Below are 17,287 nucleotides of genomic sequence, written 5' to 3' on the forward strand. Positions count from 1 at the left end.
GGGTTGTCTTGCAACCTCACATGCTATTGAAAAATCTATTGTTATATAATCCTTAAAGTGCTTGATTTTTCTTTAGCTACTATATTTTCTATCGAAACCTTTATGAATTGTCATCAGGATAACAAAAAAGAATTTTACTTTTGTAATCTATCCCAACCAAATATGCCGCAGCACAAATTCATCGTTTGTAGTTATACCCAACCTTTAACTTCAGGAACCGTTTCTTGGCAATCGCCCAGCAATATTGCTTTGGCTAAATATTGGGGTAAGTATGGCGAGCAGTTGCCGATGAATCCTTCTATAAGTTTTACTTTGAGCAATTGCAACACGAGAACTTCTTTGTCTTTTGAAAAGAAAAATTCCGATGGATTCGACTTTCAGGTTTTTCTCGACGGAAAGAGAGAAGTTTCATTTGAGCCGAAAATCCAAAAGTTTTTTGAAAGAGTAGGGGTTTATTTGCCATTTCTGAAAGATTTCAAATTCAAAATTGAAACCTCAAACAGTTTTCCACACAGTAGCGGCATTGCTTCCTCGGCCAGTGGGATGAGTGCTTTGGCACTTTGTTTAATGGATATGGAACGGCAAATGCAGCCCGATATTACTGACGGTTATTTTAATGAAAAAGCATCTTTTCTTGCACGTTTGGGTTCCGGTAGCGCCTGTAGAAGCTTGGAAGGGCCGCTAATCGTTTGGGGCGAGCATGCCGAAATTGAAGGCAGCAGCAACCTCTTTGGAACAAAATATCCTTTTGAAGTTCACGAAAATTTCAAAAATTATCAAGACACCATTCTTTTGGTTGACAAAGGCGAAAAGCAAGTAAGCAGTACCGTTGGCCACAACTTGATGCAAGACCACCCTTTTGCCGAACAACGCTTCAGGCAGGCGAAGGAAAACCTTTCAAAGTTAATTCCAGTTTTTAAAAATGGAGCTATTTCCGAATTCATAAAAATAGTGGAAAGCGAAGCATTATCGCTGCATGCGATGATGATGACCTCAATGCCCTATTTCATTTTGATGAAACCAAACACCTTGGAAATAATCAACCACATTTGGAAATTTAGGGAAGAAACGGGAAGCAAAATATGTTTCACTTTGGATGCGGGGGCAAATGTTCACGTGCTTTATCCAGAAACAGAAAAGGGAACAGTTTTGCAATTCATAAAAAATAAACTTTCGCAATTTTGTAAAAACGGGGAGTTTATTGAAGATGAGACGGGTTTGGGCGCTTCTAAAATTCTGAATTAAGCAGCTGTGCGTTTTTTGTTTTGAATTATCAAAATAACAATTGCAATTCCAACAATTCCCGCCAAAACATACCACCACCAAGCCACACCAGTATTTAATTCTATGGGAGAGGTATCGCCCATTAGAACCAATCCTGCCCAGTATTGTGGGGCAGCTGTTCTTCCTTCGGCAGTGGCTATATAGTCTAGTTTTGCCTTTCGCAAGGCTTTGTCCTTTGGCATTCCTTTGGAAAGATTATCATAAAAAAGCTGTACTATTTTTGCGCTGGATTCCTCATCTATTTCCCAAAGACTGGTCAAAATGCTTTCACTTCCTGCATAATTAAAAGCGTGTGCCAGAGAAATCATTCCCTCGCCCGCTTGGTAGGTTGGTTTTCCGGTCTCACAAGCGGTGAGAATGGCGAGATTGGAAGATAAATCTATGTTGTAGATATCATAGGAATACAGCGAGTTTTCATCATAATTCTCTTTGCCGTCGGTTTTTTTCGCAAAAATTAAACGACTCAATTCAGGACTAATATTGTTGCTTTCTGCGTGGGTGCCAATGTGGATTATTTTGTGCTCCTTTGCTTGATTTATAAATAAATCCTTGCTGGCGTTTTCGTTAATAAAGTAATTGCCATCAAAAATTTTGGCGTACTGTTTCACCAAATCCTCACTAAAAGGCTGCGGCAACAGCATTAAATAGGTTTTGTCCAGTTTTACGGAATCTTTAACGGCGAGTTTGTATTTCTCTTTCATCTTTGTATTGAAACCGGGTGCAAAGGCAATAAATTCAGAAGAATAATCTGCCACTTTCCCTTTGTCTTTATACAGCAAAAGGCTGAAATTATAGGAAATATCATAATTGGCCAACAAACTGTTGGTTGCCAATTCCTGAAAGGAGCGCATTGGTTTTGGGGTAAGGGTTTCAAAACTGAGGTTGAAAAGTTCGCGATCGGGAATGATTACCACTTTTTGGGTGTGTACATATTTTTCAAGCGGAAACCATAAAGCGCGATAAAGCTCATAAAGCAACGGTCGCATTTTTTCCACGGAAAACTCATCGTTTTTAAGTTTCGGAATATGGTTTTTTACGTTGTCATAATTCAGTTTTATCATTTTTTTTAGGGAAGCGGAAGCTACAAATACATACAGGTTTTCATCAATAAAAATATAGCGAACAACCGTTGTGTTTTCTGGAATTTTTTGCTGAAGGTCGTTAAGCGGTTCTTCCAAAGTGGCGTAGCGCATTTTGTAATATTTTGGAAAATTTTGCTTCAGGGAATCCAAAAATTTCTCCCAGTTATCGGTAGCATCAAAATAGGTTTTTATGCTATTGTTTTCAGAATCGTTGAGTGAAGAAACCATCTTTGCCTTCAATTGGTTTTCCCTTGAAACAACTTCCTTCGGTATATGTTGAAAAGCAACATTGTCACGAAGATTTAGCCGAGAGCGGATACGGCTGTAAATACTGGATTCATGCAGGGCAATGAGTTTGTCAAGAAACACTTCGTCTTTGGTAATTCTATAAAGCTCCAGCCTTATTTTTTCGGCAAAATTTAAAAGCCCCTCGTTTTCGGTAATGAGCAGGGTAACGTCTTCGTGATTGGTTACTACTTTTTTTCGTTGGTCTAAAATGGAAATTCCTTCTTCCACTTGTTGCAAAAGCTCTTTCAGGAAAAATGGATTTTTGTTTTCGGATAAATAATATTTTGATTTGGCATTGATGAGCAAGGCCTGTGGTTTTCGGTATTGGCTTAAAATGGAATCGGTGGCGCTAATTTTTTCGTCTTTCAAAACGTTGAATTTCAGTGCTTCGTTGCTGTATTTTTCTGCTTCTTCATAATTTTTCAGAAGATAATTTACCTGCGCCAAATTGATAGTGTGATAAAATTCTTGAAGGGTATTTTTGAAATCACCGTTATGCGTAAAATTATAAGTTTCCTTCGCTAAGGAAATGGCCTTTTCCTTTTTTTGGTTTTTGGCGGCAAAAAGGGAATATTCCAAAATGTTGTCCAGAAAATCCTTTGTATAGCTGGTTCCCATGGATTTTCGATATACGTTTTCAGCATTTTCATAAAACTTGGCGGCATTTTCAACATCGCCCATAAATTCATAAATGGTTGCGCGGGTTGAAAGGGCTGCGGCTTCCCAATATAAATCGGAACCCGGACTGGTTTTTAAAAGCTCCAATGCTTCGTCTGCATTTTTGGCCGCACCTTCAAAATCGCGGCTCGCCGTTTTGGCCTCTGCAAGAATGATATTTGAAATAATAATGTTGATGTCGTTCTTTTCAAAAAGCTTTTTTTTCTGTTCAAAGGAATATTCAATTAATTCCTGCGACCGGGAATACTCGCCCAAAGTGTTATAGAATGTGGCCATATTATCTATTACAACACATTGATGGTTTTTAGCTTTGTTGGTCCGGGCCTCATCCGTAGAACGGTTTATATATTGCTGGAACCCTGCAAGCGCTTCTTCCGAAATTGCAATGGCTTCTTGATTTTTGCCCAAGGAGTTCCATAAAATGGCAAGGTTCATTTTTACAAGTGAAGGGCGGTAGTAGCGGTTCATGATATCTGTCGTGTCTGTCTTCTCCAATACTTTAACAGCTTCCTGAAAATAGTATTTTGTACTGTCCAGTTTGGCTTCCTGCCACATCATTCCGCCAAGGGCATTATACACTTGGTTATAAAAAACATAATCGTTTTTACCGGTTTTTTTCAAAAGGCGCAAGGCTTTTTGGTAGTGTTTGTTTGCCATTTTATAATCGCCCATTTTGGATGCGTAATACCCGAGTCGATATTCTAAACTGGCAATATCGGTATTGTTCTGTTCTTTATTTTGAAGGGCAAATGGAAAAGCAGTTTCCAGTAAATTATAGGCTTTTTGGTGCTCCCCGGCATCGTCATAAATCCAGCCAAGTTCGGTAATTGCCTCAACAATAAAATGAGACGAGGCTTTTTTTGTTATTTCTTCCGTAAGGGTTTCGGCTTTTTTAAGCGCCAGTTTTTTATCGCCCTTGTTTAATTTAAAACTGCCTTCAAATTGTATGTAATTATAAAGGCTGTCGAATATTTTCTCGGAGCGATAATAAGCGAGGTTTTTTGAAACTTCGGCACGGGCCTTTGCCAAAGAATCCTGTTCAATCAAGGTTTGGATTTCCTTTACGGAAGTAATTTTCTGTTGGGCATATCCAACGGAAATTGTGAGCACAAAAAAGAATTGAAATAGAAAGGAAAGTCTCCGGTTTTTAAATACCATAATTTTAAAACTCAGTAATTAAATTAGTTTCCGGGGATAGTGCTAAGAAAGATACAAATTATTTTGTTCAAAATATTCGCACTCCGGAAAGTTTCAGTTTACTGAAAATTATTGCTCCTCTCCATATTCCGTCCAGGTTTGGTTATTTATGTTTTGATCTAAATTTGGATCGTAAAGTGAATTATCACTTTTTATATATTCGCCTTGGTCGTTCATCCAGTATTGTTTTGAGCCAGCTTCCACTTTATAGGTTTGCCCTGTATTTGGGTCGCTCACGTTGGTATTTCCATTTACATAATCTATAAATTGCTCTTGATTTCTGTCGCCAGCAGCTTGGTTTGCACGCCAACTATTCATATTTTGATCCATTGCAGTCATTCTTTCATTGAAACGTGCTGTATTTTGATCGCCAAAAGATTTTATGTTGGCCATTCGTTGTTGGTGTCCTGCATTGCTCTGCTGGGCAATTTGCATATCTTTTTGGTTAACGGCCTGAAGCCATTGAGGGTTTATCTGTTGGTTTAAAAGCCCGTTGATGTATTGTGTTTTGGCTTGCTCAAAGGCACTTTCGGAAGCTTCCAAAACGGAATATGTTATGCCCCAATAACCTCCATACTGATCATAAGAAACAAAATGGTGAAGAATGGTTAAAAACGAAGTGCCATCGGGATCGCGCCATTCCAAACCCATAACATTGAAAGTTTTTTGTGAAGGCATGCTTTTGTAGAGTTGGTCATCAAATTGTTTGTCCCAAACGGCAAATTGAGGCATTGGGTATTTGCGCACTAATTTTCGGTTTATTTTGTTGGCATATTCCATAAAACCTTCATTGATTACTTGTTCGATCGATTTTGGAAATTGAACTTGCATGCCGCTTTGTTGATACATTTGGTTCATCTGTGGATCGTTGGAAAACATAAAACTGCCACCGCGCTCTCCGTGGATTTTTATATCATTAGGGCCTGTGTAAAGATACTGACCGCCGTTTTGTTTCTGCCAAGACGCAGGAAATGGAATGCGGGACATCACTATTCCATTGCGGGAATCTATGGTGTTGAAATATTTTATCGTTGTATTCATTGCCATCTCGTTATGTTCGTTTTGGGAATTTACTGTTTCATTTCCTTCATAGTAATTATCATTTAAATTTTCACCTTCACCAAAATTTGGTTGTTCCCTATTGCCGTTGAAGCAAGATGTGAAAAGTGTGGAAAATAAAACTAAAGTGAAAAGGGAGGCTAAAGATTTCATGGTTTGGTATTTTTTGATTTAATACCCCTACATCGAAAAGTCGCTTAAAATGTCATCAAGAAAAAGAATACAAAGCTTAAATACAGCTTGTTAAAAACTTTTCGGATGGTTTTATTTATAAATCTTTCTAAAGATATAATTGTTAAAATGGTTATCTTTGCGGCAGATTTCAGTTTTAAAAATAAAAAACTGTATTTTTATAGTTACAATCACACAACCTATGCGAGGCCCCCTTTTTTACTCAAAAATTTTACTTTTCGGTGAATACGGAATTATTAAGGATTCAAAAGGACTTTCCATCCCCTATAATTTTTACAATGGGGCGCTGAAAATAGATAAGCACCACACCGTTTCTACCCACAAATCAAACGCGAGTTTAAAACGCTTTGCTGAATATTTGGAAACGCTTCAAAAGGAAAATCCAAAATTGGTTTCCTTTGATATGAATGCGTTAAAAAAAGATGTGGAAAACGGATTGTATTTTGACAGCAGCATTCCGCAAGGTTATGGCGTTGGCAGTAGCGGCGCTTTGGTTGCGGCTATTTACGATAAATATGCCAATAATAAAATTACCGTTCTTGAAAACCTTACCCGTGAAAAATTGCTTAGCCTAAAAGCTATCTTTGCGGAAATGGAGTCTTTTTTCCACGGAAAATCTTCGGGATTGGACCCGTTGAACAGTTATTTGAGCCTTCCCATTTTGATCAATTCCAAAGACAATATTGAACCAGCCGGCATTCCTTCCCAAATTGAAAACGGAAAAGGCGCCGTGTTTTTATTGGACAGTGGAAGTACTGGCGAAACTGCGCCGATGGTTCAGATTTTTATGGAAAATATGAAGCAGGAAGGTTTTCGGAATATGCTGAAAGACCAATTCGTGAAACATACCGATGCCTGTGTGGAGGATTTTCTACAGGGCGATATAAAATCACTTTTCGGAAATATTAAACAACTTTCAAAAGTTGTTTTGGATAATTTTAAACCAATGATTCCTGCCCAGTTCCATAAACTTTGGAAAAAGGGAATTGACAGCAATGCGTATTATCTAAAGCTTTGCGGTTCAGGTGGTGGTGGCTATATGTTGGGATTTACCGAAGATATTGACAAAGCCCGTAAAGCCTTAAAAGATTATAAACTGGAAGTGGTTTATACTTTTTAGGAATGATTTTCTCTGAAGTTTCTTTCAGATTTCTTCAATTTTAAAATTTTATGCTGAACCGAAAACAAAAACTCTTCCTCCTAAAGTTTTTCAGCCTGTTTTCAGTAGTTCGCGGCTATAATATACTCATTATTGTAATTGCCCAATACCTTACCAGTATTTACATTTTGGCTCCAGGTTTACCCGTACGTCAGGTTCTGTTTGATGTGAATTTATTGATGTTGGTGCTCGCTTCATCTTCCGCCATAGCCAGCGGCTATATCATTAACAGTTTTTACGACAGTGAAAAGGATTTGATAAACCGGCCCCGCAAAACCATGCTGGACAAACTGGTAAGCCAGCGCACAAAGCTTTCGGCCTATTTTGTGCTCAATTTTTTGTCTGTCATTTTCGCAAGTTATGTTTCGTTTAGAGCGGTGTTATTTTTCTCCATTTATATATTTTTCCTATGGTTTTATTCCCACAAGTTGAAAAAGTATCCTTTTATTGGGAATATAACGGCGGCCGTTCTCGCGGTTGTTCCATTTTTTGCAATTTTTGTGCATTATGCAAATTTCGATATCGTGATTTTTGTACACGCTACATTTCTTTTCTTGCTGATTTCTATGCGCGAATTGGTAAAGGATCTCGAAAATATTAAAGGCGATTTAACACACGGATACAATACCATTCCGGTGGTTTATGGTGAAAAAACCTCAAAAAGAATGCTTACAATTTTGAGTGTTTTAACGCTTGCGCCAATTATTTTGCTTATCACAAAATTTAAGGAAGAAATAGGTTATATGGACTATTATTTTTACGCAAGTATTCTGGGATTGGCTGTGTTTCTTGCAGTTCTTTGGTATTCAAAAAACAAAATCCATTATATGGTTTTGCACAATATTTTGAAGTTTGCCATCGTCATTGGCGTTTTCAGCATTGTGCTAATTCACGTGAATTTATTGCTTCACCGATTTTTTTGAAAAGACAAAAGATAAAAGACAGATAAATTTTCATTAATTTTCTCACTTCTCACTTCTCAACTTAACAAACAAATCCCAAACCACAACGCCCACACTTACCGAAATGTTCAACGAATGTTTCGTGCCAAACTGTGGAATTTCAATCACCGCATCACTCGCGGTAACCACTTTTTGCTGCACACCTTTAACTTCGTTACCAAAAACAATTGCATAAGTCAATTCCTTTTGTACCGAAAAATCGTTGAGGTTTACGGCAAGTTCAGCTTGTTCTATGGAAGCTACAAATACACCTTCATTTTGCAATTTCGAAACCACTTCCATTACATTTTCAGCATATTCCCACTCCACGCTGTCCTGTGCGCCGAGGGCTGTTTTTTGAATATCCTTGTGCGGCGGTTTTGCAGTAATGCCGCAGAGGTAGATTTTTTTCACCAAAAAAGCATCCGCAGTGCGAAAAACGGAGCCTATATTATTTAAACTTCTAATATTATCGAGAATAATAATAAGCGGTGTTTTTTCCGAAGCTTTATATTCTTCAGCATTGATGCGATCAAGTTCGCTGTTTTTTAGTTTTCGGTTTTTCATAGGGGGGCAAAGTTAATCGTTAAAGGTTAAAAGTTATTGGGTTATTGAGTTATTTCTCTGTGAAACTCTGTGTTTCTCTATGCAACTCTGCGTAATAATTATTTTTAAATTGTTGATAAAACAGCATAATTCACAAAAGCTTCATTTCGAATAAAAAAGCATTTTCGCTACATTTATCAATTGATAAATAATAAGAATAGAAAATAAAAAATGGCGACGAAGGAAACCCCGTTGATGAAGCAGTACAATACCATTAAAGCAAAGTATCCCGATGCATTGTTACTGTTTCGCGTGGGCGATTTTTACGAAACTTTTGGGGAAGATGCCGTGCGAGCCGCAGGAATTTTGAATATTACATTAACCGCTCGAAATAACGGCGGTGATAACGTTGAACTTGCTGGTTTTCCGCATCATTCCTTGAATACGTATTTGCCAAAACTGGTAATGGCAGGTTGTAGGGTTGCTATTTGCGACCAACTGGAAGATCCAAAAATGACCAAAACCATCGTAAAACGTGGCGTTACCGAATTGGTTACCCCAGGCGTTGCCTTTAATGATGATATCTTAAAATCCAAATCGAATAACTTTTTGGCTGCTGTTCATTTTGGCACGAAGAATTTGGGCGTCTCTTTTTTGGATGTTTCCACGGGCGAATTTTTGGTTTCCGAAGGTTCTGCAGAATATGTTGACAAATTGCTTCAGAATTTCAATCCTTCGGAAGTGCTTTTTTCAAAACAAAAACGAAAGCTTTTTTCTGAAACTTTCGATTCTAATTATCACGTTTTTCATCTGGAAGATTGGATTTTCCAAAGCGATTATTCTTTTGAAACGCTCACGAAGCATTTTGATGTAAAAAATTTGAAAGGTTTTGGCGTAGACCATTTGGAAGACGGCATTATCGCCGCCGGCGCCGCGCTTCATTATTTAACCGAAACGCGCCACACAAAATTGCAGCATATTTCACGCTTATCGCGAATTGCCGAAGATGAATATGTTTGGATGGACCGCTTTACCATTCGCAATTTGGAACTGTACCATTCCAATCAGCAAAATGCGGTGACGCTTTTGGATGTGATTGATAAAACAATTTCGCCCATGGGCGGGCGGCTTTTAAAACGGTGGATGGCACTTCCGCTTAAAAATGCTGAAAAGATAAACCGCAGACACGAAGTGGTGAGTTTTCTGTTGGACAACCCGATTACTTTAGAAAAAACCCAACAATACACGAAACGCATCGGCGATTTGGAGCGACTCATTTCAAAAGTCGCAACCGGAAAAGTGAACCCGCGAGAGGTTATCCAACTTAAAAATTCTTTGGAAGCGGTTGTTCCCATAAAAGCGTTGGCGCTGAATTCCAAAAATGAATCGCTGAAAATTATCGGCGAACAATTGCACGATTGCGAATTACTTCGGAATAAAATAAAGGAAACGCTTTTTGAGGAAGCGCCCGTAAATATTTTGAAGGGAAATTCCATCGCCGAAGGTTTTTCTAAAACGCTGGATGAATTGCGAAATATTTCAGCAAACGGAAAGGAATATTTGGATGAAATGCTTGAACGCGAAACAAAGCGCACTGGAATTTCTTCACTTAAAATAGCTTCTAACAATGTTTTTGGATATTATATTGAAGTCAGAAATACCCACAAGGACAAGGTTCCGCAGGAATGGATTCGCAAGCAAACACTTGTAAGCGCTGAAAGATATATAACAGAAGAACTGAAAGAATACGAAACCAAAATACTTGGCGCCGAAGAAAAAATTCTCGCTTTGGAGCAAGAGATTTTTTCAAAATTAGTGGATTGGATGCTTCAGTTTATTGCTTCAGTTCAACAAAATGCGGCTTTGATTGCGCAAATGGATTGTCTTTGTTCTTTCGCAACGCAAGCGAAAGAAGCAAATTACACTCGTCCGCTTTTAGACGAAACTTTTGATTTGGATATAAAAGAAGGCCGCCATCCAGTAATCGAAAAACAACTTCCGCCCGACGCACCTTATATTGCGAACGATGTTTTTCTCGATCGTGAAAACCAGCAAATTATTATGATTACCGGGCCAAACATGAGCGGTAAATCGGCCATTCTTCGGCAGACTGCCTTGATTGTTTTGTTAGCGCAGATGGGCAGCTTTGTTCCTGCTTCGGAAGTGCGAATGGGTTGTGTGGATAAAATTTTCACACGCGTTGGTGCAAGTGATAATATTTCGATGGGCGAATCAACTTTTATGGTTGAAATGAACGAAACCGCGAGTATACTAAACAATCTTTCGGATCGTAGTTTGATTCTTTTAGATGAAATTGGCCGTGGTACTAGTACTTATGACGGTATTTCAATCGCTTGGGCAATCAGTGAATATTTACACGAACATCCTTCAAAAGGGAAAACGCTTTTTGCCACCCATTATCACGAATTGAATGAAATGACGGAAACTTTTCCGCGGATAAAAAACTATAATGTTTCTGTAAAGGAATTAAAAGATAATGTGCTTTTCCTCAGAAAATTGGTCCCGGGCGGAAGCCACCACAGTTTCGGAATTCATGTTGCAAAAATGGCAGGAATGCCGCAAGCTGTATTACAAAGAGCGAATAAAATATTGAAAAGACTCGAAAAAAGTCACGCTTCCGAAGAATTGACTGAAGAAATGAAAGCGGTTTCCAAAGAAGAAATGCAATTGAGCTTTTTTAAACTGGACGATCCATTGCTGGAAGAACTTCGGGAGGAGATATTAGAGATTGACATTGACACACTTACACCCGTAGAGGCATTGATGAAACTGAACGAGATTCGGCGAATGTTACAACGGAATGCATCAGTGAAGTTTAAAAAGTAAAATATGTGAATAATTTATCTAAAAAGACTTTGCTTTTGAAGTAAAATTTTTAAATTTGCTCCCGCTTTCAATAGGAAGCCACGTTCATTAAATTTTTTGCGAAAATAGCTCAGTTGGTAGAGCGCCACCTTGCCAAGGTGGAGGTCGCGGGTTCGAATCCCGTTTTTCGCTCAACCTTAAATGCCGATGCAATTCGGCATTTTTTGTTAAGTCCAGATTGTAATAGACAATCTTACCAAAGTTTCTTTAAGAGACTGAAGTATAGCCTGCATTGAGCGCAGTCGAAATGCTCGAGTGGTGGAATTGGTAGACACGCCGGACTTAAAATCCTGTGACCATCTGGTCGTGCGGGTTCAAGTCCCGCCTCGAGTACAAAAACCTCTTTGTTTTTAAAGCAAAGAGGTTTTTTATTGTTATAACGCATAAAAAAACCCTCTCAAAATTGAAAGGGTTTCTGTTTCTTTAGCAAAGAATTTGCTTATTGACCGTCAGTAGCGTCTTTTACAGCTTCTTTAGTGTCGTCAGCAGCTTGCTCAACAGCATCGCCAGCATCTTTCATAGCATCTTCAGTAGCTTCAGCAGCATTGTCAACAGCTTCTTCAGCATTGTCCATTGCGTTTTCAGCGTCAGTTTGCATAGATTCAGCAGTTTCTTCAGCGTTTTCTTTTGTAGTCTCTCTACAAGAGTATACAGAAGCAACTAATGCAAGAGCGGCAAGTGATAAAAAGATTTTTTTCATTGTTGAAATAGATTAGTGATTAATAGTGTGCAAAAGTAATTAAAATTTTGACAGTGTATCTTTTATGGACTTATTTTTTTAAATTTTATTGATATTTTTTTCAGGAAATTTTCCGAATATATTTTGGAATATTTCCAATATATGTTATTTTTGGAAGTATGGAAAAAAATATATCAACAGAGGCTGTAAGGTTTAAATCACTTCGCGAAGAATTAAGGCATACGCAACAATCATTTGCACAACTTCTTGATATTGGCGCAACAACTGCGGATATAGAAAGAGGCAAAACAAAAATTACAGGAAAAACCGTAATGGAATTGATGTCACAATTTAATATCAACCCTTTATGGCTTTATGGTAAAAGTCTGGAAAAATATATAGATGCTATTCGTGGCGATGTCAGTCCGAAAGTTATAACAGTAGATTCCTCGGGCAATGACGGGATTCTGCTTGTAAACCAGAAGGCAGCGGCTGGATACCCAAATAACATTCATGACATGGGTTGGTATCAAACATTGCCCGCCTTTAGTATTCCTTTACCTGAATTTAGGAATGCTACATACCGTGGATTTCAGGTGGAAGGTGATAGTATGTTGCCCAATATACGTCCGAACGAGTGGGTACTTGGCCGGGCAGTGCCCAATATAGTTGAAGCCAGTGACAGTAAAATTTATATTGTGGTTTTAATAGATTCGGTATTGGTGAAGAAACTTCAAAAAATTCCAAATAATCCACAAAGCATCCGGCTTATTTCCTTAAATGATCAATATTTGCCCATTGATGTAAAAGTGAAGGATATTCAGGAGCTTTGGATGGTAAATAGCAAGCTCAGTTTTGGAGTGGATGAACCTTCTGAAAGCAATTTGTTGCGGCAGCTTCAGCAATCTATGGATGAACTGAAAGGACAAATAAGTAGTTTAAAATAAAAAAGGGATGCTCACAAAGAACATCCCTTTTTGTTTTTGAAAGATAAAAAAATTAGTTTTTATCTTCTGTTTTTATTTTTACATCACCGTCATCGTCGGTTTTAATTTTAACCTTTTCGTCTTCGGTTTCCATTTTTATTTTGTCGCCGTCATCTTTAATCTTAACATCGGCGCCTTTGTCTTGCATTTCTTCAATTATCTCTTCTTTTTCAGTTTTCTGATCTCTACAAGATGAGAGAGAGATTGTTAAAAATCCTGCAAATAGAGCAATCATCGTTAGCTTTTTCATTGTTTTTAAGTTTTAAGTTAGAATTTATAAATTATTTATCGTTTCCGATTTCGTCAATTTTTTTATCAATTTCCTCATTTACTTCTTTGTCAACTTCTTTTGCTGTGCGCTCTAAAATGCCTTCTCTTTCTTCAGTTTGTGGGGTTTCAACTTTTACTTCGCGAATTACTTCTTTGGTTTCAGTCTTATTTTCCCGACAAGATCCCAACGCTATTGTAGCAATAGAAATTAAAATAAATAGCCTTTTCATATATAGATTGTTTTAATGGTTTAAGCAAATCTAACTTTTAAATGATGGAGAATTAATAATTATATCCTAAAAAGTGTGAATAAAATATTAATTTCAAATTATTTTATCATAATCTTCAATTTTTATCGAAAAATATTAGATTTAATTTGCCGTGATATAATTAACTATTTTTTGAGTGGCTCCTGTATTTTTATTTACAAAGTGTCCGGCAATCATTCCTGTTTTATTTCTGAAATTGATATTGTTCACTAATTTACTTAAAATTTCGTCACATTCAGAAGGATTTTTTACAGAAAATAATCCAGCTAAATCCTGTAAACGAATAGCCTCGGGAAATTCACTGTAGTTTTTCCCGATAACAATCGGCACCCCAAAGGTAGCCGGTTCTAAAATATTGTGAAGACCTGTTTTTCCAGCAGCACCCCCAACATAGGCAATATCGGCATAGCTATAAATTTTGCTTAATAGGCCAATACAGTCAATTATTAGCACAGAATATTCAGCAATGTTTACCTCGTCTATTTGAGAATGTAGGATTGTTTTCTTAATAATTTTTTCTTTAAAATTTTCAATTTTATCCAGCTCAATTTTGTGTGGCGCAATAATGAATTTTACGTTTTCGGGAGCGGAATTTATATATTCCAGCAGTAAAACTTCATCTTCGGGCCACGTGCTTCCGCAAACAATACAGATTGAATCTCCTTTAAATTCTTCTGCAAATCTTAGCGTATTGTCCATTTCAATTTGGTGCGAAACCCTATCAAAACGAGTGTCGCCGCTAATCGTTAAATTTTTAAAACCAATATTTTTTAAAAGCACTTCAGAATTTTCATCCTGCAAAAAAAAGTGATCAAAATTACCAAGGGCTTTTCGCATAAAGCTTCCGTAGCTTTTGAAAAAGATTTGATTCTTTCTGAAAACACCCGAAACTAAAAGCGTTGGAATGTTTTTTTTCTTAAGTTCTAGAAGATAATTGGGCCAAAATTCATATTTCACAAATAAGACAAGCGAAGGATGGATTGCAGCAATAAATTTCTTCGCGTTCGCTTGTGTATCCATCGGTAAATAGACCACGGCATCTGCCAAAGGGGTGTTCTTCTTTATTTCAAAACCTGAAGGCGAAAAAAAACTGACCACTATTTTATGGTCTGGTTTTAGTTTTTTCATTGCTTCCATAATAGGGACACCCTGCTCAAATTCTCCCAACGAAGCGCAATGGAACCAAATGGTTTTATCTGTCGCTGATATTTTTTGCTGAAGAATTTTAAAAACATCCTTTCTGCCATTGACAAAGAGTTTCATTTTTTTACTGAAAAGCGCTACAATCCTTAAATGAAAGGAAGCTAAAAGAATCAACAAATTATAGATTGTATGCATACAAAGCAAAAATACCAAATTTCAAGTACCAAATTTCAAATACTAGGCTCAATAACTTAATAACCCAATAACTCAATAACTTCAACACAAACAAATATCATTTTCGTAATTTTACCGAATTCAAAATAGTAGTTGTCAATTTTAAAGATACCCGCCGAAGTTTATATTGAGCGGAGTCGAAATACGGAAAAGGAATGAAAAAAATACAGATGGTTGACCTTAAAGGTCAGTATGAAAATATAAAAGAACGCGTGGACAGTTCCATAATGAACGTGATTGAAACCACCGCTTTTGTGAATGGGACCGAAGTTCACGAATTTCAAAAAGAACTTGAGCAATATTTAGGTGTAAAACACGTAATTCCATGCGCCAATGGTACGGACGCACTTCAAATAGCAATGATGGGACTCGGTCTAAAACCGGGCGATGAAGTAATTACGGCTGATTTTACGTTCGCTGCCACGGTTGAAGTAATTGCACTTTTACAGTTAACGCCCGTTTTGGTGGATGTGGATCCAATTAATTTCAATATTGACATTGAAGCTATTAAAAAAGCGATTACGCCAAAAACCAAAGCCATAGTTCCAGTGCATCTTTTTGGGCTTGCAGCAAATATGGACGAGATTATGGCAATTGCGGAAGAACACAATCTGTACGTAATTGAGGACAACGCCCAGGGTATTGGGGCCGATTATACTTCTAAGGATGGTTCAAAAAAGAAAACTGGAACCATTGGTCACGTTGCTTCAACATCATTTTTTCCTTCGAAAAATTTGGGATGTTATGGTGATGGGGGAGCAATCTTCACAAATGATGATGATTTAGCCCACATAATTCGGGGGATTGTAAATCACGGGATGTACGTGCGCTACCATCACGATGTAGTGGGCGTAAATAGTAGATTGGATTCTATTCAGGCTGCGGTGCTTCGCGCAAAACTTCCACATTTAGACAATTACAATAAAGCCAGAATTGAAGCGGCAAATAAATATTCCGAAGCGTTCAAAGGCATTGAAAATATTATAACTCCTGGAGGATTCGATTCTGAAAAAAATCTTTCGGAAAAGAGTCACGTTTTTCACCAATACACATTGAAGATTAAAAATGCAGACCGCGATGCTTTGGTAAACCATTTAAATGAAAAAGGTATTCCATGTGGGGTTTATTATCCAATCCCGCTACATCTTCAGAAAGCTTATAAAGATGAGCGTTATAAAGAAGAAGACTTTACAGTTACAAATCAGTTGATAAAAGAAGTGATTTCACTTCCGATGCATACAGAATTGGATGATGAGCAAATAAAATACATCACCGAAACAATTATAAATTTCGTTGCTAAATAATGAAAAAAATACTCGTTACAGGCGGTTTGGGTTATATTGGTTCCCACACTGTTGTTGAACTGCAAAATTCAGGTTATCAGGTTATTATCATTGATAATTTATCGAATTCCTCTTTGGATGTTTTGGAAGGAATAACCAATATTTCCAAAACCCCTCCGGCTTTTGAAAGGTTGGATCTTCGCATAAAAGCTGATGTTGCCGACTTTTTTAAAAGAAATCAAGACATCGAAGGAATTATTCACTTTGCAGCCAGTAAAGCGGTAGGGGAAAGCGTTGAAAACCCTTTGCTTTATTACGAAAACAACCTGAACACCCTTATTTATCTCCTTCAGGAATGCAATGCTTACGGAATTGAGAATTTTATTTTTAGTTCTTCCTGCACCGTTTACGGCGAACCCGATTCGCTTCCCATAACAGAGGATGCACCTGTTAAAGCCGCCACTTCCCCATACGGAAATACAAAGCAGATAAGTGAAGAAATACTGAAAGATACTTGCTCGGTTTCGGCTTTAAAAGCTATTGCGCTACGGTATTTCAACCCAATTGGAGCACACGAAACAGCTGAAATTGGAGAGCTTCCTGCAGGTGTACCGCAAAATTTGGTGCCGTTTATAACCCAGACTGCTGCCGGATTGCGAAAGGAATTATCGGTTTTTGGGGATGATTACCCAACGGAAGATGGCAGTTGCATTCGCGATTATATTCACGTTGTAGATTTGGCAAAGGCCCATGTTATTGCGTTGCAACGTTTACTTTCCGAAAAAAATGAAACCCAATTTGAGGTTTTCAATTTAGGGACGGGCAGAGGTAGTTCTGTGCTGGAAGTTGTAAATTCCTTTGAAAAAACAACTGGAGAAAAGTTGAATTATAAAATTGTGGAGCGTCGTCCAGGCGATGTGATTTCGGTTTATGCAGATACAAAAAAAGCAAATAAGGTGTTAGGATGGAAAGCTGAAAAAACAATGGAAGATGCTTTGGAGTCTGCTTGGAAATGGGAGAAAAAAATCAGAAATATCTCATAAACAGTATTTTAATGAAGGTTTAACGTTAATAGCTTGGAATTGGCGTTAAGCCTTTGTTTCTTTGCCGC

The 17,287-nt window shown here is 37.6% G+C and carries 14 protein-coding genes and 2 tRNA genes; 9 read left to right on the top strand and 7 right to left on the bottom strand.

Annotated elements, in window-relative coordinates; all coding sequences use genetic code 11:
- Positions 1–162: 162 nt before the first annotated feature.
- Positions 163–1,245, top strand: a complete 1,083-nt coding sequence (locus A7A78_RS10500) for a diphosphomevalonate decarboxylase (protein ID WP_068762417.1) — start codon at positions 163–165, stop codon at positions 1,243–1,245.
- Here A7A78_RS10500 and A7A78_RS10505 read toward each other — a convergent pair.
- The gene (locus A7A78_RS10505) at positions 1,242–4,490 is read right to left on the bottom strand and encodes a CHAT domain-containing protein (RefSeq protein WP_068762418.1); all 3,249 of its coding nucleotides are present in this window, start codon (positions 4,488–4,490) and stop codon (positions 1,242–1,244) included. The two genes, A7A78_RS10500 and A7A78_RS10505, sit on opposite strands and share 4 nt — an antisense overlap.
- A gap of 108 nt (positions 4,491–4,598) precedes the next feature.
- Entirely contained in the window at positions 4,599–5,741 is a 1,143-nt protein-coding gene (locus tag A7A78_RS10510) for a hypothetical protein (protein ID WP_068762419.1), read from the bottom strand.
- A 220-nt stretch (positions 5,742–5,961) separates the two neighbouring features.
- Between A7A78_RS10510 and A7A78_RS10515 the strand changes: the two genes are divergently transcribed.
- Together A7A78_RS10515 and A7A78_RS10520 are read left to right on the top strand one after the other, a co-directional pair.
- Positions 5,962–6,900 carry a mevalonate kinase family protein gene (locus A7A78_RS10515; protein WP_068762420.1) on the top strand — a complete coding sequence of 313 codons (939 nt, stop codon included), beginning with the start codon at positions 5,962–5,964 and terminating at the stop codon, positions 6,898–6,900.
- Between the two features lie 50 nt (positions 6,901–6,950).
- Complete coding sequence (locus tag A7A78_RS10520; protein WP_068762421.1) at positions 6,951–7,862, top strand: geranylgeranylglycerol-phosphate geranylgeranyltransferase; 912 nt, start codon at positions 6,951–6,953, stop codon at positions 7,860–7,862.
- 42 nt (positions 7,863–7,904) lie between these two features.
- Here the strand turns inward: A7A78_RS10520 and A7A78_RS10525 are convergent, their stop codons facing one another.
- Complete coding sequence (locus A7A78_RS10525) at positions 7,905–8,447, bottom strand: TrmH family RNA methyltransferase (protein WP_068762422.1); 543 nt, start codon at positions 8,445–8,447, stop codon at positions 7,905–7,907.
- A 210-nt stretch (positions 8,448–8,657) separates the two neighbouring features.
- Between A7A78_RS10525 and mutS the strand changes: the two genes are divergently transcribed.
- From mutS to A7A78_RS10540, 3 genes are all read left to right on the top strand, one after another.
- Positions 8,658–11,273: a DNA mismatch repair protein MutS gene (gene mutS, locus A7A78_RS10530; protein WP_068762423.1), complete on the top strand. Its 2,616-nt coding sequence runs from the start codon at positions 8,658–8,660 to the stop codon at positions 11,271–11,273.
- A 98-nt stretch (positions 11,274–11,371) separates the two neighbouring features.
- Positions 11,372–11,444: transfer RNA gene (locus tag A7A78_RS10535), tRNA-Gly, on the top strand.
- Positions 11,445–11,561: 117 nt separating this feature from the next.
- Positions 11,562–11,645 (top strand) — tRNA-Leu (locus tag A7A78_RS10540).
- Between the two features lie 106 nt (positions 11,646–11,751).
- Here A7A78_RS10540 and A7A78_RS15305 read toward each other — a convergent pair.
- Positions 11,752–11,910 carry a hypothetical protein gene (locus tag A7A78_RS15305; RefSeq protein WP_242649268.1) on the bottom strand — a complete coding sequence of 53 codons (159 nt, stop codon included), beginning with the start codon at positions 11,908–11,910 and terminating at the stop codon, positions 11,752–11,754.
- A gap of 260 nt (positions 11,911–12,170) precedes the next feature.
- Here A7A78_RS15305 and A7A78_RS10550 point away from each other — a divergent pair, with 260 nt between their 5' ends.
- Positions 12,171–12,938, top strand: a complete 768-nt coding sequence (locus A7A78_RS10550) for a LexA family transcriptional regulator (RefSeq protein ID WP_068762425.1) — start codon at positions 12,171–12,173, stop codon at positions 12,936–12,938.
- A 52-nt stretch (positions 12,939–12,990) separates the two neighbouring features.
- On the opposite strand, the gene A7A78_RS10555 is transcribed toward A7A78_RS10550, so the two are convergent.
- From A7A78_RS10555 to A7A78_RS10565, 3 genes are all read right to left on the bottom strand, one after another.
- On the bottom strand, positions 12,991–13,227 hold the full coding sequence (locus A7A78_RS10555; protein ID WP_068762426.1) for a hypothetical protein: 237 nt from the start codon (positions 13,225–13,227) through the stop codon (positions 12,991–12,993).
- A gap of 31 nt (positions 13,228–13,258) precedes the next feature.
- Complete coding sequence (locus A7A78_RS10560; protein WP_068762427.1) at positions 13,259–13,477, bottom strand: hypothetical protein; 219 nt, start codon at positions 13,475–13,477, stop codon at positions 13,259–13,261.
- Between the two features lie 141 nt (positions 13,478–13,618).
- Complete coding sequence (locus tag A7A78_RS10565; protein WP_068762428.1) at positions 13,619–14,854, bottom strand: 3-deoxy-D-manno-octulosonic acid transferase; 1,236 nt, start codon at positions 14,852–14,854, stop codon at positions 13,619–13,621.
- 194 nt (positions 14,855–15,048) lie between these two features.
- Here A7A78_RS10565 and A7A78_RS10570 point away from each other — a divergent pair, with 194 nt between their 5' ends.
- Both A7A78_RS10570 and galE read left to right on the top strand, forming a co-directional pair.
- Positions 15,049–16,197, top strand: coding sequence for a DegT/DnrJ/EryC1/StrS family aminotransferase (locus tag A7A78_RS10570; RefSeq protein ID WP_068762429.1), 1,149 nt, complete (start codon positions 15,049–15,051; stop codon positions 16,195–16,197).
- On the top strand, positions 16,197–17,219 hold the full coding sequence (galE, locus tag A7A78_RS10575) for a UDP-glucose 4-epimerase GalE (RefSeq protein ID WP_068762430.1): 1,023 nt from the start codon (positions 16,197–16,199) through the stop codon (positions 17,217–17,219). Before A7A78_RS10570 ends, galE begins: the two co-directional genes overlap by 1 nt.
- The last annotated feature ends 68 nt before the right edge of the window (positions 17,220–17,287 follow it).

It is taken from the genome of Aequorivita soesokkakensis (assembly GCF_001641085.1).
Classification (GTDB): domain Bacteria; phylum Bacteroidota; class Bacteroidia; order Flavobacteriales; family Flavobacteriaceae; genus Aequorivita; species Aequorivita soesokkakensis.

Bases quoted from the DNA above. Each gene is read 5' to 3' on its own strand.
- A7A78_RS10500 (WP_068762417.1), top strand. From the start codon at position 163: ATGCCGCAGCACAAATTCATCGTTTGTAGTTATACCCAACCTTTAACT.
- A7A78_RS10505 (WP_068762418.1), bottom strand. From the start codon at position 4,490: ATGGTATTTAAAAACCGGAGACTTTCCTTTCTATTTCAATTCTTTTTT.
- A7A78_RS10510 (WP_068762419.1), bottom strand. From the start codon at position 5,741: ATGAAATCTTTAGCCTCCCTTTTCACTTTAGTTTTATTTTCCACACTT.
- A7A78_RS10515 (WP_068762420.1), top strand. From the start codon at position 5,962: ATGCGAGGCCCCCTTTTTTACTCAAAAATTTTACTTTTCGGTGAATAC.
- A7A78_RS10520 (WP_068762421.1), top strand. From the start codon at position 6,951: ATGCTGAACCGAAAACAAAAACTCTTCCTCCTAAAGTTTTTCAGCCTG.
- A7A78_RS10525 (WP_068762422.1), bottom strand. From the start codon at position 8,447: ATGAAAAACCGAAAACTAAAAAACAGCGAACTTGATCGCATCAATGCT.
- mutS (WP_068762423.1), top strand. From the start codon at position 8,658: ATGGCGACGAAGGAAACCCCGTTGATGAAGCAGTACAATACCATTAAA.
- A7A78_RS15305 (WP_242649268.1), bottom strand. From the start codon at position 11,910: ATGCAAACTGACGCTGAAAACGCAATGGACAATGCTGAAGAAGCTGTT.
- A7A78_RS10550 (WP_068762425.1), top strand. From the start codon at position 12,171: ATGGAAAAAAATATATCAACAGAGGCTGTAAGGTTTAAATCACTTCGC.
- A7A78_RS10555 (WP_068762426.1), bottom strand. From the start codon at position 13,227: ATGAAAAAGCTAACGATGATTGCTCTATTTGCAGGATTTTTAACAATC.
- A7A78_RS10560 (WP_068762427.1), bottom strand. From the start codon at position 13,477: ATGAAAAGGCTATTTATTTTAATTTCTATTGCTACAATAGCGTTGGGA.
- A7A78_RS10565 (WP_068762428.1), bottom strand. From the start codon at position 14,854: ATGCATACAATCTATAATTTGTTGATTCTTTTAGCTTCCTTTCATTTA.
- A7A78_RS10570 (WP_068762429.1), top strand. From the start codon at position 15,049: ATGAAAAAAATACAGATGGTTGACCTTAAAGGTCAGTATGAAAATATA.
- galE (WP_068762430.1), top strand. From the start codon at position 16,197: ATGAAAAAAATACTCGTTACAGGCGGTTTGGGTTATATTGGTTCCCAC.